Annotated in this window: 17 protein-coding genes; 8 read left to right on the top strand and 9 right to left on the bottom strand. The window is 32.5% G+C overall.

The window, feature by feature from the left end; all coding sequences use genetic code 11:
* Positions 1 to 93: 93 nt before the first annotated feature.
* Positions 94 to 324 (bottom strand): hypothetical protein, encoded by a 231-nt coding sequence (locus RF683_RS06215; RefSeq protein ID WP_309531474.1) that lies wholly within the window; start codon positions 322 to 324, stop codon positions 94 to 96.
* A 488-nt stretch (positions 325 to 812) separates the two neighbouring features.
* On the opposite strand from RF683_RS06215, the gene RF683_RS10285 reads away from it, so the two are divergent.
* The 4 genes from RF683_RS10285 (at position 813) to RF683_RS06200 (ending at position 8,115) form a co-directional block, all read left to right on the top strand.
* On the top strand, positions 813 to 1,010 hold the full coding sequence (locus tag RF683_RS10285) for a helix-turn-helix domain-containing protein (RefSeq protein ID WP_408733677.1): 198 nt from the start codon (positions 813 to 815) through the stop codon (positions 1,008 to 1,010).
* Between the two features lie 414 nt (positions 1,011 to 1,424).
* Positions 1,425 to 2,063, top strand: coding sequence for a DUF6266 family protein (locus RF683_RS06210; RefSeq protein ID WP_309531473.1), 639 nt, complete (start codon positions 1,425 to 1,427; stop codon positions 2,061 to 2,063).
* Between the two features lie 157 nt (positions 2,064 to 2,220).
* Positions 2,221 to 5,850, top strand: coding sequence for a DUF7149 domain-containing protein (locus tag RF683_RS06205; protein ID WP_309531472.1), 3,630 nt, complete (start codon positions 2,221 to 2,223; stop codon positions 5,848 to 5,850).
* 168 nt (positions 5,851 to 6,018) lie between these two features.
* On the top strand, positions 6,019 to 8,115 hold the full coding sequence (locus RF683_RS06200; protein WP_309531471.1) for a hypothetical protein: 2,097 nt from the start codon (positions 6,019 to 6,021) through the stop codon (positions 8,113 to 8,115).
* Positions 8,116 to 8,613: 498 nt separating this feature from the next.
* Here the strand turns inward: RF683_RS06200 and RF683_RS06195 are convergent, their stop codons facing one another.
* The 5 genes from RF683_RS06195 to recG form a co-directional block, all read right to left on the bottom strand.
* Entirely contained in the window at positions 8,614 to 9,624 is a 1,011-nt protein-coding gene (locus RF683_RS06195; RefSeq protein WP_309531470.1) for a proline iminopeptidase-family hydrolase, read from the bottom strand.
* A 53-nt stretch (positions 9,625 to 9,677) separates the two neighbouring features.
* Positions 9,678 to 10,979, bottom strand: coding sequence for a TolC family protein (locus tag RF683_RS06190; protein WP_309531469.1), 1,302 nt, complete (start codon positions 10,977 to 10,979; stop codon positions 9,678 to 9,680).
* A 9-nt stretch (positions 10,980 to 10,988) separates the two neighbouring features.
* Positions 10,989 to 14,063, bottom strand: a complete 3,075-nt coding sequence (locus tag RF683_RS06185; protein WP_309531468.1) for an efflux RND transporter permease subunit — start codon at positions 14,061 to 14,063, stop codon at positions 10,989 to 10,991.
* Positions 14,064 to 14,120: 57 nt separating this feature from the next.
* Positions 14,121 to 15,176, bottom strand: a complete 1,056-nt coding sequence (locus tag RF683_RS06180) for an efflux RND transporter periplasmic adaptor subunit (RefSeq protein ID WP_309531467.1) — start codon at positions 15,174 to 15,176, stop codon at positions 14,121 to 14,123.
* Positions 15,177 to 15,303: 127 nt separating this feature from the next.
* Positions 15,304 to 17,424, bottom strand: a complete 2,121-nt coding sequence (gene recG / locus RF683_RS06175) for an ATP-dependent DNA helicase RecG (protein ID WP_309533156.1) — start codon at positions 17,422 to 17,424, stop codon at positions 15,304 to 15,306.
* Positions 17,425 to 17,515: 91 nt separating this feature from the next.
* Here recG and RF683_RS06170 point away from each other — a divergent pair, with 91 nt between their 5' ends.
* On the top strand, positions 17,516 to 19,606 hold the full coding sequence (locus tag RF683_RS06170; protein WP_309531466.1) for a M1 family metallopeptidase: 2,091 nt from the start codon (positions 17,516 to 17,518) through the stop codon (positions 19,604 to 19,606).
* On the opposite strand, the gene RF683_RS06165 is transcribed toward RF683_RS06170, so the two are convergent.
* Positions 19,603 to 20,232 carry a DUF7935 family protein gene (locus RF683_RS06165; protein ID WP_309531465.1) on the bottom strand — a complete coding sequence of 210 codons (630 nt, stop codon included), beginning with the start codon at positions 20,230 to 20,232 and terminating at the stop codon, positions 19,603 to 19,605. The two genes, RF683_RS06170 and RF683_RS06165, sit on opposite strands and share 4 nt — an antisense overlap.
* A gap of 43 nt (positions 20,233 to 20,275) precedes the next feature.
* On the opposite strand from RF683_RS06165, the gene RF683_RS06160 reads away from it, so the two are divergent.
* The 3 genes from RF683_RS06160 to RF683_RS06150 are packed head-to-tail and all read left to right on the top strand — an operon-like array spanning position 20,276 to position 23,613.
* Positions 20,276 to 22,609, top strand: coding sequence for an ATP-dependent helicase (locus RF683_RS06160; protein WP_309531464.1), 2,334 nt, complete (start codon positions 20,276 to 20,278; stop codon positions 22,607 to 22,609).
* A gap of 11 nt (positions 22,610 to 22,620) precedes the next feature.
* Positions 22,621 to 22,992, top strand: coding sequence for a hypothetical protein (locus RF683_RS06155; protein WP_309531463.1), 372 nt, complete (start codon positions 22,621 to 22,623; stop codon positions 22,990 to 22,992).
* Positions 22,993 to 23,613 (top strand): L-threonylcarbamoyladenylate synthase, encoded by a 621-nt coding sequence (locus RF683_RS06150; RefSeq protein WP_309531462.1) that lies wholly within the window; start codon positions 22,993 to 22,995, stop codon positions 23,611 to 23,613.
* A gap of 136 nt (positions 23,614 to 23,749) precedes the next feature.
* Here RF683_RS06150 and RF683_RS06145 read toward each other — a convergent pair whose 3' ends face one another.
* Together RF683_RS06145 and prfA are read right to left on the bottom strand one after the other, a co-directional pair.
* A complete protein-coding gene (locus RF683_RS06145) occupies positions 23,750 to 24,682 on the bottom strand; it encodes a LysR substrate-binding domain-containing protein (RefSeq protein ID WP_309531461.1) in 933 nt (310 codons plus the stop codon).
* A 72-nt stretch (positions 24,683 to 24,754) separates the two neighbouring features.
* Complete coding sequence (prfA, locus tag RF683_RS06140) at positions 24,755 to 25,828, bottom strand: peptide chain release factor 1 (protein ID WP_309531460.1); 1,074 nt, start codon at positions 25,826 to 25,828, stop codon at positions 24,755 to 24,757.
* Positions 25,829 to 25,998 lie beyond the last annotated feature (170 nt).

The raw sequence follows: 25,998 nt of genomic DNA, 5'->3' as shown, positions 1-25,998 counted from the left end.
GCTTGTAAATCGTCAGCAAAAAGTGGACTGATTTAGTTCAAAACTAAGAGAGTGTTTTCAATGTTTTCAATTGCATCAGAAGTAATTACAATTTTATAACTCATATTTTTGCTTTACTTGTTGATATACTTCTTCGGCATCCATACATTGATTTAGTGGTACATCATTTTGCTTTAATAAATGTCCTTTTTGTTCTTCAGTAAGCATATAAGTAAGTTCGTTGTTTTCTAATAAGGCATCGGCATATCCCCAAATTTTTTCTAAAATAGAACTTGGTGTATTTTTCAACTTTTCGGTTATGGCATCAATAGTAACAGTTCTCATAATTATCTATTTAGTTTCTTATAAAAATACAAAAAAAACATTCGCAAAGTTTAATTACATAAAAAAGACAGTTTGAAATTGTTCATAAGAAAATAGTTTAGTAAATGGGAATGGGAAGTCTCAGTGGATGGTTGTTGGTTGATGGTTGTTGGTTGTTGGTTGATGGTTGTAACTAATTCTTACTGCGATTAGGTAATGCATTTGTAGTGAGTAACTAAGTATAAACGCTTTATTATCAGTTTAATAAACAAAAAATCCCAGTGCTTTTACGGTAGAACATACTAAAGTTATATGATTTGTAACACATTGAAAATCAAATAGATATAATTATTTTTTTTCGTAATACATTTTTCTATGTTGTTAAAAACATAGCCGTAATGTGAATAAGTATTTTTTTATTTATGATTACAAATTGCAAACTTTGTAAAACAAAATAGTACAAGCCAAGAAACCCCCCAAATTCATAATTTAATATACTTAAATTGCCTATGAACAAACTTGACGATGCAAATGCCCATGAATTTTATGAGAGTCATAATGTAATGCACCTTTTGAAAATATCGGAGAGTACACTCTACCGGTATCGCAAACAAAAATTAATTGCCTTTATAAAAATTGGAGGTAAATATCTTTACCCAAAAATTAGTATCAAAAATATGATCCATAAGGCAATGAATCAGCAATAGTAGTTGTTTCATTATGTACGATTGAAAGCTATCCAGTATTGGGTAGCTTTTTTTGTGCCTTTTTTTTAGTTTTTCCTAGGGTTTTATTTGGTATTCCTTCGTAGTTTCTTCGATTAAGGTACCTTTTTTGCAATAGGGTATCGAAGGAATATCGAACTAAATTCGAACAAAACCCCTTTTTATACCCCAATTAAACCTGTCAGAACCAGTCAAAAGTTGTCAATTATAGGTAATAGTTGTCAGTAGTATTCGAATCCAATCAAAATGTGTTAATACTATTTAAAACATTGTAAAACAAGTAGTTGTAAAAATGTTTTGTCAATTGTACGAATTTTCTATTTTATATTTGTACCGTTGAATGAGCGCGCAAAACAATACAACTTTATTTTATTAATTTTTAAATGTTAAAAGAGTATGGGTACATACAACAAGGGCATCTTAGGTGCATTTTCTGGCAAAGTAGGGCCAGTAGTGGGCGCATCATGGCGCGGTAAAGAGGTAATGCGTAGTTTACCTAAAAAAAGTAATCGTGTGGCATCTGCGTTGCAACAACAGCAACGGCAAAAGTTTGCTATGGTAAATGACTTTTTAGGCGGTGTTCAACCGGTAATTAAACGCTATTATGGTAGTGACTCGGGCATTAAAACCCGCAGAAATCAGGCGATGTCCTATTTAATGCGAGAAGCCTTGGTGTTTAACGATCCTGACTATGAATGGGATTATTCAAAGGTGTTGATTAGCCGAGGTGATTTAACCGGTATGGAAGACGCTACACTGGATGTTGCAGCAGGTGCTATTTCGGTGACTTGGACCGATAACAGTGAACAAGGCGAAGCACTTGCCAATGACCAACTGGTGCTGGTGGTGTATGACCCAGCGACTAAGGCGGTAGTGTATAGTTTAGCCGCGGGTGAGCGTGCTGATGAAGCAGCTGCTTTAGCCATGCCTAGTTATTTAGACGGTGCCGAAGTGCAGGTATGGGCGACTTTTGTAGCTGCCGATGAAAAACTATTTGCCACCAGCTTGTATTTAGGTAGTATTACCGTGATTTAATTTTTAGTGTCTTAGCCTATATAGATAGTGTTCTCTATATTGTAAGTACAAAACTCCCTGCTGTATGGTAGGGAGTTTTTTTTTACACTAAATCATGCGTATTGTGATTGTTGATTTTTTTTAGTAGGTTTGGAACTATTGAAAACGTATTATTTATATGCTCATACAACCACGCAAGGCCTTAAACAAAGCCTTTCTTAAAATTAAACCCAATCGTTCTGGAATTGAGTTGTTTAAACAGAATTTGATGCTCCTGTTAGACAGTATCAAAGAAAAAGAGTCGGAGGAGTTTCATAAAAACTTGATTTCCGATTTCTTGAAAAACACCTATTATTCTCCCAATCATTTTATCAATACAAAAGGGCGAAACGATTTAGTGATTCATATTGGTAAAGAGGCGAAGAGCAATGTTGGTGTTATAATTGAAGCGAAAAGTCCATCCAATAAGGCTGAAATGCCAACGCAAAAGAACATCAATAGCAAAGCCTTGCAAGAAATGGTGTTGTATTTCTTGCGAGAGCGTATCACTCATAAAAATTTAGAAGTAAAACATGTAGTAGCGACCAATGTTAACGAATGGTTCATTTTTGATGCTCAACTATTTGATAAACTATTTGCTCAAAATAAAAACTTAGTTAAACAATTTCAAGACTTTGAAGAAGGTAAACTTTCTGGAAAGAATACTGATTTTTTCTACAAAGAAATTGCCAAACCTTATATTGAAACTGTACTAGACAAATTAGAATATACGTATTTTGATTTGGCTTCGTATGACAAAATTTTAAGAAATGAAGACAAACTTGATGATGCGAAATTAATTGTCTTATACAAATTACTTTCGCCAGAGCATTTATTAAAATTATCGTTTGCCAATGATAGTAATTCCTTAGATAAAAATTTTTATAACGAATTATTGCATTTAATTGGGTTAACCGAAACCAAAGAAGGAGGGAAGAAGTTAATTGAACGCCCTAAAGCTGGACAGCGAAATGCCGGTTCTTTATTGGAAAACGTGATTAACCAATTGGATAGTTTGGATAAATTATCCCGTTTACCCAATGTAAAACAATATGGCGACACGCACGAAGAACGCTTGTTTACTGTTGGTTTAGAGTTATGCATTACGTGGGTCAATCGTATTTTGTTTTTGAAATTATTAGAGGCTCAATTGATTAGTTATCACAAGGGCGACAAAAGTTATGCGTTTTTACACAAAGGATTACTGCACGATTACGACAATTTGAACGCGTTGTTCTTCATGGTATTAGCCAAGAAACCTGAAGAGCGTAACGAACGCGTAAAAACGTTATTTGCCAAAGTGCCTTATTTGAATAGTTCGTTGTTTGAGCCTACCGAATTAGAACATCAAACCTTGTTTATTTCCGGATTAGAGGATGATATTCAATTGCCTATTGTGAGCGGTACGGTGTTGAAAGATGCCAATGGTAAAAAACTAACGGGTACTCACAAAGCTATTGACTATTTCTTTGACTTTTTAGATGCTTATGATTTTGCGAGTGAAGGCAGCGAAGAAATACAAGAAGACAACAAAACCTTAATCAATGCCTCGGTATTGGGCTTGATTTTTGAAAAGATTAATGGCTATAAAGACGGTTCGTTTTACACGCCAAGTTTCATTACGATGTACATGTGTAAGGAAACCATTCGCCGTGCGGTGGTGCAAAAGTTTAATGAAACCAAAGGGTGGAATTGCGAAGACTTTGATGTGTTATACAACAAGATTGAAGACACCAAAGAGGCCAATGCTATAATTAACAGCGTAAAAATATGCGACCCTGCGGTGGGTTCTGGACACTTTTTGGTTTCGGCGCTGAATGAAATGATTGCTATTAAGCACGATTTAAAAGTATTAGTTGACCGCGAAGGTAAACGCTTGAAAGAATATCAAGTAGATATTGTAAACGATGAGTTAATTGTGACCGATGAAGATGGTTTACCGTTTACTTATAACCCAAAAAGTAAAGAAAGCCAACGGGTACAAGAAACCTTGTTTCATGAAAAGCAAACCATTATTGAAAACTGTTTATTTGGCGTAGATATTAACCCGAACTCCGTTAAAATATGCCGTTTGCGTTTGTGGATTGAACTGCTTAAAAATGCCTATTATAAATTCCCCTCCTTTAGAGGGGTGTCCGAAGGACGGGGTGGTGAGCTTGAAACACTACCCAACATTGACATTAACATAAAATGCGGAAACTCGTTGATTGCTCGTTTTGGATTAGATGCCGATTTGAAAGAAGCCTTAAAGAAAAGCAAGTTAAAAATTGAGGATTACAAAAGAGCCGTTGACCAATACCGCAATGCCGAAAGTAAAGAGCAAAAGCGCGATATGGAAACGCTGATTGCCGAAATAAAAACCAATTTTAGAACCGAAATTAACCAAAACGGCAAAGAGATTAAAGAGTTGCAAAAACTGAAATACGAGTTTAATGTAAAGTTTGACAGTGCCCAACTTTTTGAAACCCAACTTACCAAAGCCGAGCAAAAAGCGAAGAAAGATTTAGCGGATAAAATTGAGAAAATAGAAACCCAACTTGAAGAAATAAAAAACAACAAAATATATGAGAATGCTTTTGAATGGCGCTTTGAGTTTCCTGAAGTATTAAACGATGAAGGCGATTTTGTCGGTTTTGATGTGGTGATTGGGAATCCACCATATGTTTACAGAAATGCGGATTTTGATGGTTACAAAAATTATTTTAAAACTAATTTCTTTGCTACAAGTGGAAATTTTGATTTATACAAATTTTTTATTGAGCTTTCATTAAAAATACAAAAGCCTAATTCATTTCATTCATTCATTACAAATTCTTCCTTTTTGTTACAAAATTCATTTTCACAAACAAGGGAATTTATTATTAGTAATTCTGAAATAATACAATTAATTCCTTTGGGACCAAATGTTTTTGATGAAGCAACTGTTGATTCAGTAGTTTATATTTTAAAGAAAGTTAAATCTGAGAGTAATTTGATTGAAATTAAAACGCCTGAAGAACCTAAAGATATTTTTAATTCAAATTCAAAGTCAATAGAACAATCAAGATTTTTAAAAAATGATGGATTTGTATTTGACTATTTATTGGAAGGTAAAGAATATGATATTATTGATAGACTTTTTAAAAACTTTCCTCTTATTGAAACTAAATATGATTTTGGTGTAGGAATTAATACTGGTTATATTAAAGAAGAACTTACTTCAGAAATTAAAATCAATGAAAAATACCATCCAATGGTTCCAGGTACTGGAATACCTCAAAAATATGGAAAGGTACGAACTACGGGTTTTATAATGTATGATAAAGAATTTGTAAAAAGTAAAGGCAAATTAGGCAGAACCCTACCTGATGAAAAGTTTTTGAGTAGACCAAAAATTTTAGTTGTTAGGACTAGAAATATTTCAATGAAACAAAGAATAATTTCAACTATTGATTATGATAGTTGTTATAATTTAAATAGATTATCTAATATTATTTCTAAAGAAAATAATAGTTTAGAAGGATTATTAGGCGTTTTAAATTCAAAGTTATTTAATTGGATTTATTCAGTTAGATTTCTTGATTATGAAATAAAACCTATCTATTTGAGAAATTCACCTCTTTGTGATACAAATAATGAAGATTTAATTAATAAAGTCCAAGAAATCCTTTCGCTCAAAAAAGACAACTCAGCAGCAGATACTTCAGCTTTAGAACGTGAGATAGATTTTATGGTGTATGCGTTGTATGGGTTGAGTGAGGAGGAAATCAAAATCGTAGAAGAATCGTAAATAGAAAAATAAAACCTCTCGATTTTGATTAACTACGTTGAACCTAAAGGTTTCATGAACTCCTTAGGCAAAATAATAAAGAGTGAATAGATAGGGATGTGGAGGGGAGTTAGTTGATTGAAAATGTCTATGAATTAATATACAATTTAATAATAAATTAAAAATACAATGTCAGATAATAAAAGATTTCTTGAATTTGCAGAATCATTAAAACTAGTAAGAAAAAATAGATTAGAAGATTATATTCAAAAAAAGGATATAGATGATATTTATACCGATTTATTACCTAATAATGGAATAATTACAAAACTAAATTTACCTAGAACAACCATTCTTGTAGGTAGAAAAGGAACTGGAAAATCGACCATATTTAAAAAGTCTCAAAAGGATTTAATTTCTAACAAGAAGTGTATTTCTATATATATTGATGTAAAAACTTTATTTGATAATTCTACTCCAGATATTCCTGAAGATGTAAAATCTCTTGGACCTGAATTAAATAAATATCTTATTTATAGTAATTTAATTAAAGAAATTATAATTGAAACAAAGAATCAATTAAACGATTTTATTGATGCATCAATTTTTCAAAAAATACTTGGCTATGATCATAATCAAATTTTACAAATTAATGAACAACTTGATGCAATTGAGAATTCCATTAATGATGTAATAAAACAAATAGATGGTTCTTTAATTAACTCTTATAAAATTGAAAAAAGTTCAAATATTACTGAAGATTTTGGACTTAATATAAAATTATCAGAAACACCAGGTATTGAAATTTCAGATAAAAATTCAACAAGTGAAAATTTAAAATCACAATTTGAGAAAACACTGATTACATATTTAGATGTTAAAAAAAGTCTTATAAGCAAACTTAAAGCTATAAAGGATATTTTGGATATTGATCATTTATATATTTTTTTAGATGATTTTTCAGAAATAGATGAAAATGCGCAAAAAATTTTTGTTGAATGGTTTATTGCTCCATTGAACAATCTTTCAGAAGATTTTGTGAAATTTAAAATAGCAGTTTATCCAAACAGATTTTATTATGGAAAGTTAGATAATGGAAAAATTGATGAGATATCTCTAGAATTTTTTGATGCTTTTTATACATTTGAAAAACAGGCTGATATTAATAAAATGGAAATGTTAGCACTCGATTACACAAAAAGATTAATTAAAAAAAGACTTGAGATTTTTTTTCCTGAAAATAATTGGGAAAGATTCTTCGATATAAAATTAGATGATCTTTATGATTTATTATTTAGTGTTTCATTCAATAATCCCAGAAAAATAGGATATATATTATCCTACTGCTATGAATCTTGTTTAATTCATAATACAAAAATTACAAGAGAAGCTATTGAAAAGGCTTCAAATAGGTATTTTAATGAGGTAACACTAAAATATTTTCTTGCAAATCAATATGTATCAAAGCCTTTTAATGACAAATTATCAAATGAGTTACAATTTGAGTTATTAAATAATATAATAAATAGGCAAATAAACAATTATAAAACTTTACGTTCTAGAACATTAACTGGAAAACCAACTAATCATTTTATTATAAATGAAGAAATATCATATTTATTGGATAATTTAGAGTTAAATGGTTTTTTGACAACATATAACAAGGTTAATGATAATCATAAACAATTATCTGTTGTTTATTCTTTAGATTATGGTCTTTGTAAAAAACATGGTTTAAATTTTTTGAGAGCTAAAAATGAAAAAATCATGAAATACTTTAGTCACCCTTTATTTAATATGAATGTTTTAATATCAGAATATTTTAATAAAACTCAACTCATTAAATGTCAAAATGGTCACGAATTCCCATATGAAATGTTACCAACTCTTAAAAGGTATAAAATGCGCTGTCCTGATTGTATGGATAATAATCAAATCGGTGTATGTGAAGTAACTGTTTCAAATGAAGAAATACGTGAGAAATTAAATTCTATAGAATTAAATAGATTAAAGTCATTTTCTGTTGAAGAATTTTTGGTTCTTGATGCATTAAATTCTATAAATACTGCTATAAGTTTACAAAAAATTTCAAATATTTTAGATAAAAGTGATAATTCTTTGAAAATTATTATAAAAAAATTAATTGAAAAAGATTTTGTGACTTATGATTTTGAAGCAGGCAAAACATTAAATAAAGATTTGTATATCTTAACAGTAAAAGGTAAAACATTTACTAAAAGACTTATTGAAGAAATTAAGAGAAGAAGTGTCAAAGGAGAATTTTAATTGTATAACCCAGCTGCGCAAAGTCTCCCGACTTTGAGCCAAGCTCGTGCGCGAAACGAAGTTCAGTGGAGTGAAACAGTGGCTTCGAGAGCCTCAGCCACCGTTTAGAGAAGTCAGCCACCGTTTAGAGAAGTCAGCCACCGTTTCCTGTTGTTGCCTGAGGCACTCGAAGGCAACAATAAGAGGTTCTCGATACGCTTCGCTACTCGAAGGGACGAAGGCGATGTGAAATGGGTAATGGGTAATGGGTAATGGGTAATGGGTAATGGGTAATGGTTGATGGTTGATGGTTGATGGTTGATGGTTGATGGCTTCTCGATATGCTTCGCTACTCGAAGTGACGAAGGCGATGTGAAATGGGTAATGGCTTCTCGATACGCTTCGCTACTCGAAGTGACGGTGCTTAATTTGAAAATTCGTTAATTGTATATCGTAATTTAAAATTATCACTCTTCACTTTTTACTTTGTAACTTTCGACTTTCGACTTTCGTAAATACTTATTTTTTCAAGAACGAAATTAGTCCGTTGAAATACGTTTTTTGATCATCATACATTGCCATATGGCTTCCTTTTTCGCAATACAGATAGGTACCTTTTTGAACCAGTTTTGACATCGCTTCCATATGTTTTGGATCCATAGTATCGTGTTTAGCTCCAATAACTAATGTAGGAATGTTGATTTTTTTTAAATCATTTTTGCGGTCCCATTTTTCTAGTTTTCCTGAAATTCCAAATTCACTAGGTCCTTGCATGGTTACATATAACGAATTATTCATTTTGGCAAACGAACGATTGACAGGCTCTGGCCAATCTTTTGCAGGAAAACGTAGAATATGTTTTTCGTAGAAATTAGGAAGTAATAATTCCATGTAGCGTGGATTAGTAAAATCTATAGCCGCTTCAATTTTTTCAATTTCGGCTAGTACAGCTGGATTCATTTGCTTAGCTAATACTTCGTCGGCATATTTTCCATATTCTGGGCAGCTTGACATCATGTTTGAAATGATGAGTCCTTTCATGTGTTTTTGGTATTTTAGACTGTATTCCATGGCTAAAATGCCGCCCCACGAATGACCTAGTAAGTAGAAATTATTTTCATCTAAACCTAAAGCAACACGTACTTGTTCTACTTCTTCTACATAGCGTGCTAAGTCCCACATGGCTACATCGTTTGGATTGTCTGAATTGCCACAACCCAATTGATCGTAGTATATGAATTCGATGCCTTCGGCAGGTAAGAAGTTTTCAAAGCACTCAAAATATTCGTGTGTAGCACCAGGACCACCATTTAAAAGTAAAACTTTCACTTTTGGATTGTTTCCAATGCGTTTCGTCCATACGTTGAACGTGCCTTTTGGTGTGGTGATAGGAATCACCTTAACGCCTCCTGTTTGGATGCTGTCTGTTGAAAGGGTATAATAATTGTTTTCTGATAAAGATTTTTTGGTACAGCTAGTAAATAGCAATGATGTTAGTAGTGCTATAAAAAAAATAGATGTGTTTTTCATAAAATTTATTTAAAATTTTTATCTAAAGTAGTAAAAAATAATTAAATAGCATTTTATTGCCAATTTATTATTCCTGCTAATTCTTTCAAATTGATTTCGGCTATTTTCGTAAGGTATTGTGCGTTACTAAAACGAACTAATACATCTACATAATTTTGCTGTGCAGTTCGTAACTCAATAGGAGTAAGGGTTCCAATTTTATATTTAGCAAGGGTAATGTCTAAGTTTTGTTTAGCTAATGTTACATTTTTCTCCTCTAAATTAACTAATTTTAATTGTGCTTGGTAATTTTCAAAAGCAATTGTCAATTGCATTTTGATAGTTTGTTTGAGTTGTTCTAAAGCAAATTGTGCATTTTCGATAATTAATTTTGCTGTTTTTTCATTTCGATTTTGATTGTTACCATTAAAAAGAGGTAATGAAGCATTAATGCCATATACAAAGCCATTACCTGTAGATTGTGTAACAAATCCTAAAGAGGCTTCACTTCGTGTAAAGTTATAGCCAGAAGTTACACGTATGGTTGGATATCGTGTCCCTTTTATTTCTTTTAAATTAATATCAGCGAGTTTTTTAGCAATTATTTGTGCTTGTAATTCTGGATTTTGCTTTTCTGCTTGTGCTTGTAATTCTTCATAATTCCAGGACTTGTCATATGTAAATTCATTGGCAACATAAAAATCTAGTTTTAAGTCGCGAGCAAGCAATTCATTGAGTTTTATTTTAGTTGCTTGATAATTGTTTTGTAATTGAATTTTTAAACTTTCATCAGCTTGTAAGTCTACTTCACTATTTAGAACTTCTAATTTAGATACTTTTCCAATACTAAATTTATTTTTTAATAATGTAACTCTTTCTTTAGAAATGACAATTGCTGTATCTACTGCTTTTAGTTGGTTTTGTTGTTGAACTAAGTCATAATACAATTGATATATAGTACTAATTTTTGTAAAAATGATTCGTTTTAAATTTGCTTCACCTTGTTTTTCTAGATTTTCAAATCGCTCTTTACGTGCAAACATGCGCATACCATCAAAAAGAGTCCAATCTAAGCCTACGCCATAGGTCATATTCATGTTTTTAGCACCATCTAAGGTTCGTTCGGTACCGCCTGATTGTGTTTGGGTTGTATTTAATATACTATTGTTTTTAGTGAAAGTTGCGCTTACATTTGGTAACATACCAGCATTTCCAATAGCATTATTTATTTCACCCACTTTAGCTTCATTTTTAGCAATTTTAATGGCATAATTATTTTCCAAGGCTATTGTTACTGCTTGTTCTAACGTTAATAGTTCTTGAGCTGTTATTGTATAACAGCACAAACAAAAGAAATATAGTATAATTTTCTTCATAATTTTTTTTCAACTGATTGTATCAAATTCAGGACGTTTTGGTTTTATTTTGGACCACATCAAATAAAATGCTGGAATTACAAATAGGGTTAAAAGTAAAGAAAACAACGTTCCTCCTACAATAACAACCCCCATACCCATTCTACTCATCGATGCCGCACCCAATGACAAAGCAATAGGTAAGGCACCGAGTGCAATGGCTAAACTGGTCATTAAAATAGGACGTAATCGAGAAGTTGAAGCTTCAATTATGGCTTCATATTTTGGTTTGCCTTGTGTACGTAATTGATTGGCAAATTCTACAATTAAAATTCCATTTTTAGTAACCAAACCAATAAGCATGATGGTGCCAATTTGACTAAATATATTCCATGTTTGTCCAAATAACCATAACGAGAATAAGGCTCCAGCAACTGCCATTGGCACAGTTAAAATTATTATAAGTGGGTCAATAAAGCTTTCAAATTGTGCGGCTAATATCAAATAGATTAATAGTAAGGCTAACCCAAATGCAAAGGCTGTATTGGAGCTACTTTCTACAAAATCTCTGGATTCTCCGCCTAAATCGGTTGTAAAACTAGCATCAAGCACTTTATCTTTAATTTCATTCATTGCATTAATACCATCATTAATACTTTTTCCAGGTGCTAATCCAGCAAAAACTGTTGCCGACATGTATCTGTTGTTGTGATAAAGTTGTGGTGGATTACTTTGTTCTTCAACGGATACTACATTGTCTAATTGTATTAATTGTCCTTTGTTATTTTTTACGAACATAGAAGTAACATCTAATGGGTCTGCTCTGTCCATGTCTTCAAACTGACCAATTATTTGGTACTGTTTACCATTTCTCATAAAATAGCCAAATCGTTGTCCGCTTAAAGATAATTGCAGTGTTTGCGCAATATCCATAACTGAAATACCTAGACTTTGCGCTTTTTCCCTGTCAATAGTGATATTAATTTCTGGCTTGTTAAATTTTAAGTTCACATCTACATTTGAAAACGTCTCATTTTGATTTGCTAATTCCATAAATTGAGGAATTTTTTCCCGAAGTTTTTCAAAATTAGGAGCTTGAATAATATACTGAATAGGCATGCCACCTCTTTTATTTACTGCGATAGTGGGCTGTTCTGAAAAATTTACTTTAGCTTGTGAGAATTTTTTACCCCATTTTGTTAGTTTTTCTGCTATTTCTTTTTGAGATGTATTTCTTTCTTCTGGATTTTTTAAAGCTAAACGCACACGTCCTGTATTTACTGATGACGTTAAGAAGCCGGGAGCAGTAACAACTAAAACAATTTTCTTTTCAGGAATAGAGTCATTAATTAGTTGCCCTAATTCTTGCATAAATCGGTCTGTATATTCATAGGAAGCTCCTTCAGGTGCAGTAATACTGGCAATGACTAAACTTCTGTCATCATATGGAGCCGTTTCTTTAGGTAAAATGGTAAAGAACAAAATAATTAAACCAAAACAGATTAAAACGATAGGATAACTCCACCATTTTTTTAACATAAAACGCTCTAACGCATTTTTGTATCCATCATTTAGTTGAATAAAATAAGGTTCTGTAAAATCATAAAATTTAGTACGCTTATGTCCGCCTTCTTTCATCAAATAGGCGTTTAACATAGGCGTTAAGGTTAAGGAAACAAATGCAGAAATTAATACTGCGGCTCCAATTACGATTCCGAATTCTCTAAATAAACGACCGACAAATCCTTCTAAAAACACAATAGGCAAGAAAACTGCAGCTAATGTGATAGAAATAGAAATGACAGCAAAAAAGATTTCATTGGACCCTTTAATGGCAGCTTGAATAGGAGACAGGCCTTCTTCTACTTTTTTAAATATATTTTCCGTAACAACAATTCCATCATCAACTACTAATCCTGTCGCTAGCACAATAGCTAATAAGGTTAATACATTAATTGAAAAGCCACATAGATACATGATAAAAAATGTAGCAATTAAGGAAACAGGAATGTCAATTAATGGTCGGAAGGCAATAGCCCAATCTCTAAAGAATAAGAATATGATTAGGATAACTAAAATAATGGAAATAAGCAATGTTTCAGCAACTTCAACAACTGACTTTTTGATAAAAAGGGTGTTATCTAAAGCGATATTTAGTTGAATATCTTTAGGTAAATCTTTTTGTAATTGATTGTATTGTTTATAAAATTCATCTGCAATGTCTAAATAGTTAGACCCTGGTCGGGGAATAATGGCTAAGCCTACCATAGGTTGTCCATTTGCGCTTAATTTGGTTTCCAAATTTTCCGCTTCTAGAGTTGCCGTTCCTATATCGCTTAAACGTACCGTTTTTTCTCCTTCCGAAAGAATTATAATGTTATTAAACTCTTTTTCAGAGGTTAAGTTGCCTAAGGTTTTAACAGTAAGTTCTGTATTAGCACCTGTTAATTTTCCTGAAGGCAATTCAATATTTTGTTTTTGAAGTGCATTTCTTACTTCGCTTACTGTTACACCATAAGAAGCTAATTTTATTGGGTCGAGCCACAGACGCATCGCATAACGTTTTTGACCCCAAATTTGAATACTACTTACGCCAGGAATGGTTTGTAAACGTTCTGCAATAACATTTTCGGCATAATCACTTAAATCCAAAGCATTTTTTGAGTCGCTTTGTACGGTCATTGTTATAATTGGATCAGAATCAGCATCTGCTTTAGCCACAACGGGTGGCGCATCGATATCTTGTGGTAAACTTCGAACGGCTTGTGCTACTTTATCACGAACATCATTTGCTGCTTCTTCTAAATCTTTTTCTAATTTAAATTCAATAGTAATTGTACTACTTCCTTGGTTACTAGAAGAAGTTATATTTCGAATACCATCAATAGAGTTAATTGCTTTTTCTAAAGGTTCGGTTATTTGTGATTCAATTATGTCTGCATTGGCACCTGTATAATTGGTTCGAACAGAAATTTGTGCGGGATCTATAGATGGAAATTCTCTTACGCCAAGGTAAGAATACCCAATGATTCCAAAAAGAATAATAGTTAAATTTACCACAATGGTAAATACGGGCCTTTTTATACTTAAAGTTGATAAACTCATTTGAATTTACGATTTATGATTTTGGATTTACGATGTAAAACTCGTAATTCGTACATTTTATTTAACTTTCACTTTAATCTCGGCTTCATTTTTTAATGACATGATACCTGTTGTTAGTAAAGTATCTCCTGCTTTTAAGCCCGATGTAACAATAACATCTTTGTCGGTTCGCGTTAAGGTTTCTATGTGTATTTCTTTAGCTTTACCATGGTTAGCAATGAAAACTTTTTTTCCTTCTTGTACAGCAACAATACTTTCTGATGGAATTCGTATTGCATTTTGAATATTTTTAATTGGCAGAGTTACTTTTGCAAAAGTACCAGGAAGTAATTTTCCATTAGAGTTAGCTGCTTGTGCCTTTATTTTCAACGTTCTTGTGTTGGTTTCTATACTAGGTTCTATAGCATATATTTTAGCTGTGAATGATTCGGTGCTATTGGGTACACTACAAGTAATTTCGGTGTTTAATTTTAAATCATTAGCATATTTTTCAGGAATTGAAAATACAATTTTCACTACGTTTGAATTGACAAGGCTTGCAATTTCTGTAGTAGGAGTAATATAAGTTCCAGGGGAAATAGTTCGAAGGCCTATTTTTCCCGTAAAAGGTGCTATGATAGAAGTTTTGGCCAGTTGGGCCTGAATAACTTGTGTTTGTGCTTTCATACTTCTATAATCAGCAGTAGCCATATCAAATTCTTCTTGGCTTATGGCTTCTTTTTCTAGTAATAGTTTCGCACGACGGGCATTTTCACTTGCTAAATTCTGTTTAGTTCTTGCTTGTCGTAATTGTGCTCGCAATTCTGTGTCGTCAATTTTTACTAAAAGTTGCCCTTTTTGCACTAAACTTCCTTCTTTAAATCCAATTGTTGTTACAATTCCAGACACTTCACTATGTAAATTAATTTGTTCGTTAGCTTCAATCGAGCCTGATAACGCTAAAGTATTAGTGAAATTTTCGGGTTTAATGAGCATTCCTGTAACTTTCATAGGTGGTTTTTTGTCGTTTTTACCACTTTTATCGTTTTGAGCGCTATTTTTAACAACACGGTACGTGATTAAACTGCCTAAAACTATTATAAATAAACTAATGAAGATGGATTTGCGATTCATAAAAATGGTTTCTGAAATTAGGGATATATTATGCCTCAAAAATAATTTATTACAGGCGATTATTTGTGTTTTAAGATTTTTTTAACACTTGAAAAAATATATATTTTTTTTCGGTATTATTTATCAATTAACTAATATAATTCCAAATGTTTTTCTTCTTGGTTAATTCAATAAAAACTTCCTTCATTTTTACATGTTCAGGTTTGCTCATACTAGGGTCTTCTTTTAAAATGCGAATAGCTATATGGCGTGCGACTTGAAGTATATCTCGGTCTTTTACCAAGTCGGCAATCTGTAAGTTAAGTACGCCGCTTTGTTGCGTTCCCATAATGTCTCCAGGGCCACGCAATTTTAAATCTACTTCTGCAATTTCAAACCCGTCGTTTGTTCGTACCATGGTTTCAAGTCGGGTTTTGGTATCCTCACTTAATTTAAATCCAGTCATTAATATACAATAACTTTGATCAGCTCCACGACCTACACGCCCTCTTAACTGATGTAATTGCGATAAGCCAAATCTTTCGGCACTTTCAATAACCATCACACTTGCATTGGGTACATTTACACCCACTTCAATAACCGTGGTAGCAATCATAATGTTAGTTTTTCCTTCAGCAAACCGCTTCATTTCTGCCTCTTTATCTGCGGGTTTCATTTTACCATGTACCATTGAAACGGAATAAGTAGGAAGCGGAAAATCTCTAGAAATACTTTCATAACCATCCATTAAGTCTTTAAAATCCATTTTCTCCGATTCTTGAATTAAGGGATATACAATGTAAATTTGACGGCCTTTTGCGATTTCATCTTTTAAAAACTTCCATACTTGTAACCGATGGCTATCATAACGGTGTACGGTTTGAATGGGTTTTCTGCCAGGAGGTAATTCATCAATGACTGAAATATCCAAGTCGCCATACAAACTCATTGCGAGTGTTCGAGGAATGGGCGTAGCGGTCATTACTAAAACGTGAGGTGGAATAGAGGCTTTTCTCCACAATTTACTTCGTTGTTCCACACCAAATCGATGTTGTTCATCTATAATTGCTAAACCTAAATTTTGAAATTGTACTTTATCTTCAAGTACGGCATGTGTGCCAATTAGAATATCTAATGTACCGTTTTCTAATTCTTCATGCAGTAGTTTTCTATCTGAAGTTTTTGTTGAACCAGTAAGTAGTTTTATATTGATATTCAGACTTTTATTTTCATTATTAAGAAGTTCAATTAACCCATTATAATGCTGGGTAGCTAAAATTTCAGTTGGAGCCATTAAGCAACTTTGAAAGCCGTTATCTTTTGCTAAAAGCATGCACATTAGCGCTACAATCGTTTTACCACTTCCAACATCGCCTTGTAACAATCGATTCATTTGCGCATGACTGCCTAGATCATTTCTGATTTCTTTTAAAACTTTTTTTTGTGCATTTGTAAGTTCAAACGGTAAATGATTGTTGTAGAAGTTAGTAAAATTAGTACCTACTTTTTCAAATGGTTGCCCTTTTATTTTATGTTTTCGAATTAAATTTTTACTTATAAGTTGTAATTGAATAAAAAATAATTCTTCAAATTTTAACCTAAATTGGGCTTTGGCAAGTAAATCTTGACTTTTAGGAAAGTGTATATTGAATAAGGCAGCATTTTTCGGAATTAATTTTAATTCGTCAATTAAACTTTGAGGTAAAGTTTCTGAGAACAATGCTTGTGTTTCTAAAAATAATTGTTGCATTAATTTAGAAATCACTCTGCTGTTGATTCCTTTGTTTGTTAATTTTTCTGTACTTGGATATACAGGCTGCATAGCACTTCGCAAACTCGATTTGTGTGTTTCAAGTAGTTCAAGTTCGGGATGCGCCATGTTGAAAGTCGCGCCAAATTGGGTTACTTTTCCAAAAATAACATATACCACATTCAGTTTTAAGCTTTCTCTAATCCATTTTTGTCCTTGAAACCAAACTAATTCCATTTGTCCAGTTTCATCCACAAATGTTGCCACTAATCTAGATTTTCCTTTTCCTTGTTCTACAGTTTTTATATGGATGATTTTACCCACAATTTGAACTTCAGAATTGCTATTGGTAAGTTGGTTTATTTTGTAATATCGCGTTCTGTCAATATACCGATTCGGGTAAAGGTTAAGTAAATCCCCATATTTATGAATAGAAAGTTCCTTGCGTAACAAATCACCTCGTTGAGGACCAACGCCTTTAAGATATTCTATAGGAGTTTCTAGTAAATTCATATTCAGTTATTAGTGATTTTCTCACTTAGCGAAGATAGTTTTAATTTCGAAATTTTGAAAATCTCTGTGTATCTTTGTTTTTATCAAATTTCATTTTATGCGCTATATATTTCTTCTTTTTTCCATTATAACTTTTTCGCAACAAACAAAATATGTTGATTTTTTGACTTGTACTGCTTCTTTATATCCAAATTTTGAAGAAAAATCTATAACCGGTTATGTACAATTTGATTTCAAAGTTCTTTCTTCTATTGATTCGATAAAAATAGATGCTAAGCAAATGAATTTTACGGATGTTCAAATTAATGGCAAGGAGGTAATGTATCTAAACACGTCTAAACAGCTCGTACTTTTTGAAGGTTTTACAAAAGGAAAGAATACCCTGCAATTTCATTATAAAGCAATTCCAAAACAAACTTTATATTTTATTGGAGACGTTAGCGATTACCAAATTTGGACTCAAGGTCAAGGAAAATATACCAGTCATTGGTTGCCCAGTTTTGATGATGTAAATGAAAAATTGCTATTTAATCTTGAGATTAATGACTTTCAAAATATAGTCAAATCAAGTTTTAATCCTGTTGTTTTATCAAATGGAATCGTTAAAGATTATAAAACGCAAATTAGTTGGAGTAGAGGTGTACAACAACTCTCTTATCAATATTTAATGAATAAGCCCATGTCTTCTTATTTGGTAATGCTTACAATTGGTGATTTTGTTAAGCAAGTCACGAGAAGTAAATCGGGTACACCCTTAGAGTTTTATGTATGCCAAAGTGATTATGCAAAATTTGAACCTACATATAGATATTCCAAACCAATATTTGATTTTTTAGAACAAGAAATAGGTGTGAAGTATCCTTGGAAAATTTACCGTCAAGTACCCGTAAGAGATTTTTTGTATGCAGGAATGGAAAATACGACTTCAACGATCTTTGCACAAGATTTTGTAGTTGACAGCATTGGATTTAATGATCGAAATTATTGCAATGTAAACGCGCATGAGTTGGCACATCAATGGTTTGGAGATTTAGTTACGGCTCAATCAGGTAAACACCATTGGTTACAAGAAGGTTTTGCAACGTATTATGCCTTATTAGCGGAAAGACATATTTTTGGAGAAGATTATTTTTACAATGAATTGTATGACTATGCTACACAACTGAAAAGAGCTTCAGCAACAGATACAATTCCTATTTTAAGTGAAAAAGCGAGTGCCTTGTCTTATTATAAAAAAGGGGCTTGGGCTTTACATATATTGCGAGAAGATATTGGCCCGAAAAAATTTCAAAAGGCAGTTAAACGATACTTGAAAAAACATCAGTTTAAAAATGCTACTACTGAAGATTTTTTAGACGGGATACATAAAATTGCTCCGCTTTACAATGTAGATGATTTTCGTAAAAAATGGTTAGAAAGTGCAGATTTTGATATGGAAATAGCAAAGCGTTATTTATTCAAAAATGAAGCACTAAAAACTTTATTAGAACTGTCTAAAAAGAAAGTAGATTTACAGTTTTATGCTGAAATTCTTCAATCAAATGTTTATTTTCCGGCTAAGCAACTCGTTTTTTACAAATTAGAATCAGTGCCTTATGCTGCTAAAAAAGATTTAATAGCTTTAGGTATGAATCAAGGTTGGGAAGTACGTCAAGCTATTGCAGAAACCACTGAAATTGTGCCACTTGAAAATAAAATCGTATTTGAAACGTTATTGTTAGACCCTTCTTATCGAACAAAAGAGTTAGCTCTTTTCCGTTTGTGTAACTCATTCCCAAATGAATCGGGAACGTATTTAAAGCAAACAGATAAAATTATTGGATTAAACGATAAAAGTTTTAGAACAACTTGGTTACAATTGGCATATAGGTCTAAGGCATATAATGCATCAGAAAAGGATGTTTTTTTTAACGAATTGCTTACATATGCAGATGTTACTAATGAAAGTAGTGTGCGTCAAAATGCATTGGAAGTTTTATTGCGATTGGCTCCTAATGACGAACGTGTAATAGAATTGTTATTTAAAGCAACAGTACATCATAAATGGCAGTTTACGTTATTTGCGAGAACCAAAATTAGGGCTTTGTTACACGATGCAACTTATAGACAAAAAGTAGCACAACTTGCCGAAAATGCATCTTTAGCTATGCAAACGTTATATTTGAAATTTTTAAAAGAAAACAATTAAAATACGCGTTTCAATTCTTCTTTAATAAAGCCAATAGCAACAGCACTTGCCGATTCTGTTTGAGTCAATTCTGTGAGTAGTATTGTGCGAAGTTCTTCACCTGTTTGGCAATTCTCTTCTAGGGAAAAAGTACGTATTTGTGCTATCACACTGTTTTTAGCTTTCATTATAACTTCCCAACAGTCATGCGTAATATAGATTTGTTGAGAAATGTTATGGTCATATTCAGTTTGTATAGCGTGAATCAATAACGCAGCATAACTTGGCGCATCAAGAGTTGTAGGTTCTACACGCATCATCAAATTTATAGGGTTGATACGTTCTAAAAATAACACCATGCGTTCATAAGCTTGTAAACGAATAGGTAAGGCTTGTTTCTGATTTTCACGTAACAATTCAAATTTTCGTTTTTGTTCTTCATTATAAAAAAACTTTTGTAATAGTACAAAAGCGACTCCTCCAGTAATTAAAGAGGGTAATGTATAAGTTACAATCTCTAAAATTTTATCTTCCAATGCCATATATATCAAATTTAAAGGTGCAAAGTACAAAATATGTTTGTAAGCCACAATAATTTTTAGGATGTTAATAAAATAGCTAAAAATTCCGTTTTTTACGTTGCTCATAACTAGTTAGTAATGTATTTTTGTAAGCTAGATACAAGTAATCATGCAAAAATACATTGATCAGTTAAATGAGGCGCAGCGCGCTCCTGTTCTGCAAAAAGACGGTCCTATGATTGTCATTGCAGGAGCAGGTTCAGGCAAAACACGTGTGCTTACCATGCGTATAGCTTATTTAATGAGTTTAGGTGTTGATGCATTTAATATTTTGGCTTTAACATTTACCAATAAAGCAGCACGAGAAATGAAAAATCGTATTGCAAGCATTGTGGGGAGTAATGAAGCTAAAAATTTATGGATGGGAACTTTTCACTCTGTTTTTGCAAAAATATTGCGTATTGAAGCAGAACGCTTAGGCTATCCTTCAAATTTTACCATATATGACACACAAGATTCAGTACGTTTATTAGGGCAAATCATAAAAGAAATGCAATTAGATAAAGATGTCTATAAGCCAAAGCAAATTCTAGGTCGCATTTCTCAATATAAAAATTCATTAATAACGGTTCGCGCTTACTTCAATAACCCTGAATTACAAGAGGCTGATGCCATGAGTAAAAAGCCGCGTATGGGCGAAATTTATCAAAATTATGTAGATCGCTGTTTTAAATCTGGGGCTATGGATTTTGATGATTTGCTTTTAAAAACTAATGAACTATTAAATCGTTTTCCAGACGTATTAGCCAAATATCAAGATCGTTTTAGATATATTTTAGTAGATGAGTACCAAGACACCAATCATTCACAGTATTTAATAGTAAAAGCGTTATCGGATCGTTTTCAAAATATATGCGTAGTAGGCGATGATGCACAAAGTATTTATGCTTTTAGAGGAGCAAACATCAATAATATCTTAAATTTTCAAAAAGATTATGATGGTGTACAAACCTATCGATTAGAACAAAATTACCGTTCAAGTAAAAATATTGTAGAAGCTGCCAATAATGTTATTGATAAAAACAAAACGAAGTTAGATAAAATAGTTTGGACTTCAAATGATGATGGACCAAAAATTAAAGTACATCGTAGTGTAACAGATGGTGAAGAAGGAAGATTTGTCGCAGCTACCATATTTGAACAAAAAATGCAAAATCAATTGCCGAACAATCATTTTGCTATTTTATATCGTACCAATGCACAATCAAGAGCCATGGAAGATGCGTTGCGAAAGAGAGATATCCCTTATCGTATTTATGGCGGTTTATCTTTTTACCAGCGTAAAGAAATCAAAGATGTCTTAGCTTATTTAAGATTAGTCATTAATCCAAAAGATGAAGAAGCTTTAGTTCGTGTCATTAATTACCCCGCCCGTGGAATTGGAGATACGACTGTCGAAAAATTAACCGTAGCAGCAAATCATTATAAGCGTTCTATTTTTGAAGTCATGCAACATATTGACAAAATAGACCTAAAATTAAACGCAGGAACGAAACAACGATTACAAGACTTTGTTACTATGATTCAAAGTTTTCAGGTAATTAATGAAAATCAAGATGCGTTTTATTTGACAGATCATGTTACTAAAAAAACAGGACTAGTTCAAGAATTAAAAAAAGACGGCACACCTGAAGGAATTGCTAAAATTGAGAATATTGAAGAGTTGCTAAATGGTATAAAAGATTTTACCGAAGGACAAAAGGAAATAGACGGCGCCAGAGGTTCTTTGTCCGAATTTTTAGAAGATGTCGCTTTAGCAACAGATTTAGACAAAGACACAGGTGATGACGATAGGGTAGCTTTAATGACGATTCACTTGGCAAAAGGGTTAGAATTTCCTCATGTGTTTATTGTAGGCATGGAAGAAGATCTTTTTCCGAGTGCAATGAGTTTAAATACAAGAAGTGAATTGGAAGAGGAGCGAAGATTGTTTTATGTAGCGCTAACCCGTGCCGAACATCAGGCCTATTTAACCTATGCACAATCAAGATACCGATGGGGTAAATTAGTAGACAGTGAGCCTTCTCGATTCATTGAGGAAATAGAGGAAAAGTATTTAGACTTCTTGAACCCTATGGATACATCATATCGTTATAAGCCGATGATGGATATTGATATTTTCGGAGAAATTGACAAATCAAAATTGCGTTTATCTAAACCTATTGGCGGTACACCACCAGCCTATATTTCAAGTCAAGAACCTATTTCTTCTGCGAGTATTAGAAGGTTGAAACCAATGAGTAGTAGTGGTTCTAATGCAAAAAGCAGTTCAGTGGATAGTAATTTAGTTATTGGAAACATTGTGATGCATGAACGTTTTGGAAAAGGTGAAATAGTGAATTTAGAAGGTGTAGGCGCTGATAGAAAAGCAGAAATTCGTTTTGATGTAGGAGGCTTGAAAAAGTTGTTATTGCGATTTGCAAAGTTAAATGTTATTGGGTAAATATTTTTATAATGAAAAATAAAAAGCTATTAATACTAATTATTATTACTTTGTTTTTTTACAGATTAATAATATCATTTTTTATTCCACAAATAATGGTTGGAACTTATTATAGTAATAATAAAATTACAATTTTAGAAGGTCCTTCAGAATTTGGTGAAAAGTTAATAATTAATTCAAACGGAACTTTTAACAGTGAAACTTGGGGTAATGGAAAATATGAGGTGGTTCATTCGGGAATTTTTTCAAATGAAATTTTATTTAAATATTCTGATCAATACGGTAAAGCAGTCTACCATACAAATATTGTCACAGATTTTTTAGGCTTAAATCCAAAAATTTCACTAAATAGTGATTTAGAATTTTATTTTATTAAAAATTAGATGTCAGAATTCATAAAAATATACGAAGAGAATCCCAGTGAAGCCACTATTAAAAAAGTAGTGAATGTGCTTAAAAATGGCGGATTAGTGATTTATCCAACGGATACCGTTTATGGATTAGGTTGTGATATTACCAATTCTCGTGCATTGGAACGATTAGCAAAATTAAAAGGAATTAAACTTGAAAAAGCTAATTTTTCTTTTGTTTGTTCAAGTTTAAGCAACCTTTCCGATTATGTAAAGCAAATTGATACACCTACGTTTAAAATTTTAAAGCGTGCATTACCAGGTCCTTATACTTTTATTTTGCCAGGAAATAATGATTTGCCAAAGGAATTTAGGAAGAAAAAAACGGTAGGTATTCGGGTGCCCAACAATACTATTGTGCGTCAAATTGTGGAGCAACTTGGTAATCCTATAGTTTCTTCTTCTATACACGATGAAGATGAGGTTATTGAATACTCAACCGATCCTGAATTAATCTTTGAAAAATGGCAAAATAAAGTGGATGTTGTCATTGATGGCGGCTATGGTGAAAATATCCCCTCAACCATCATTGATTTAACAGGCAATGAACCAGAAGTAATTAGAGAAGGTAAAGGTGATGTGAATGTGATTTAAAAATCTAAATAAATCGTAAATCCCAAATTCCTCGTCACTTCGAGTAGTGCAGCATATCGAGAAGTAAGTTTTCAGTATATGGCAATCTACAAATGTTTAAATTCAAAAAGCCTAAATCGTAAATCCCAAATTGTATTTATTTCGGGCTAATAATCTCTACATCACTAAATGCAATAGCTCCTCTTACAACTCCTTGAATAGTAGTGCGTAGCGCATCAATAATGTGAATTTTCAATTCGTTTTTTGGAAAAATTAAACTCACTTCACGTGCAGGTTTTGGGTTAACAAAAGATTTTAATTTCTTTTTGTTTTTTTCATTTAAATCTAAGGTGTGTAAATAAGGGAGTAGTGTAGTGCCTAATCCTTCGTCAGATAATTTAATTAATGTTTCAAAACTACCACTTTCTAAATGAAAATGTTGGTCTTGATGTAAATTAGACGCTTTACATAAATTTAAAATGCTATTTCTAAAACAATGTCCGTCTTGTAACAATAATATTTTTTCACTGTCTAAATCTGTAACTTCTATTTCTTTTTTGGCACTATTCGAACTATTTTCAGGAACATAGGCCACAAAAGGCTCGTAGTATAAAACAATTTCTTTAAGCTTTTCCTCGTCTAGAGGTGTAGCAGCAATAGCACAATCTAAATGTCCGTTTTTTAATTTGTTAATGATTTCATTGGTCGTTAATTCTTCAATGATTACATTTACTTTTGGATACTTTTTAATAAACGTTGTTAAAAACATAGGTAATAGGGTAGGCATTACGGTAGGAATAATACCCACTTTAAAATCGCCACCTATGTAACCCTTTTGTTGGTCAACAATATCTTTAATACGGTTCGCTTCATTAACAATGTTTTTTGCTTGCACTACAATTTTTTCACCCACATCAGTTAACCCAATTGGTTTTTTTGTTCTATCAAAAATTTGAATATCTAGTTCTTCTTCAAGCTTTTGAATTTGCATACTTAACGTAGGCTGTGTAACAAAACATTTGTCTGCGGCAAGTGTAAAGTTTTTATATTCAGCTACGGCTAGTACGTAGTACAATTGTGTTATTGTCATAATGTGTTATTTGTTTTTTAAAAGTAAAAAGCAAAAGTTGTCTTTACATATCAACTTATACCTTTAACTTAATTAAAATACTTCACTTTCTTTTAATTTTTCGGTATTGGCTACTAATTGTAATTCATCAATCATTTTGTGAAGGTTACCGTTCATAAAGCCATCTAAATCAAAAATACTTAAGCCAATTCTATGGTCGGTAATTCTTCCTTGTGCATAGTTATAGGTTCTAATTTTAGCCGAACGGTCACCACTGCTTACTTGCGAAGTACGTTTAGTAGCATCTTCTGCTTCTTTCTTAGCCAATTCTTGTTCATATAAACGCGAACGCAATACTTCTAATGCTTTATCTTTGTTTTTATGCTGTGATTTTTGATCCTGACATTGCGCTACTAATCCTGTTGGGATATGGGTTAAACGCACCGCAGATTTTGTAGTATTTACTGATTGTCCACCAGGTCCAGACGAACAGAAAAAATCTACCCTAACATCATTCATGTCAATTTGTACGTCAAATTCTTCTGCTTCTGGCAATACCATTACTGTTGCGGCTGAGGTATGCACACGACCTTGTGTTTCGGTTTGAGGAACACGTTGTACACGATGCACTCCCGCTTCATATTTTAAGGTACCATATACATCTTCACCCGTTACTTCAAAAATAACTTCTTTAAATCCTCCAGAAGTTCCTTCGTTCATGTCTACAACAGATGTTCGCCAACCTTTAGCATCACAATATTTAGTGTACATTCGGTATAAGTCCCCTGCAAAAATAGAAGCTTCGTCGCCACCTGTTCCTGCTCTAATTTCAACCATAACATTTTTAGCGTCTTCTGGGTCTTTAGGTATCAACATGAATTTGATTTCTTCCTCCAATTGCGGTAAACGTGTTTGGGCTTCGTCCAATTGCATTTTAGCCATTTCCACCATTTCAGCGTCAGAGCCATCAGCAATGATTTCTTTAGCTTCTTCAATATTTCCAACTATATTGATATATTCGTCTCGTTTTTCAACAAGTGCTTTTAAGTCTTTGTATTCTTTGTTTAACTGTACATAACGTTTTTGATCAGCAATAACATCAGGTTGAATAATTAAATCTGAAATTTCATCAAAACGTTGTTTTACATACTGTAATCGGTCTAACATAGGTCTTTATTTTGTGGTGCAAATGTACATTTTTTTTGTGAAAAATGAAAGGAGAGGAGTACACTAACAAAAAACTCATTTGCACTACACAATTTTTATTCTAGCCCCGATGGTAGCCAACTACCATGTAGTGCGAACAGCGGGACATGATTTGTATAAAAATAAAAATG

This window comes from Flavobacterium sp. 20NA77.7 (genome assembly GCF_031326205.1).
Lineage (GTDB): Bacteria > Bacteroidota > Bacteroidia > Flavobacteriales > Flavobacteriaceae > Flavobacterium > Flavobacterium nakdongensis.
Note: the sequence above shows the minus strand (reverse complement) of the source record. Positions and strands in the feature narration are given on the sequence as shown.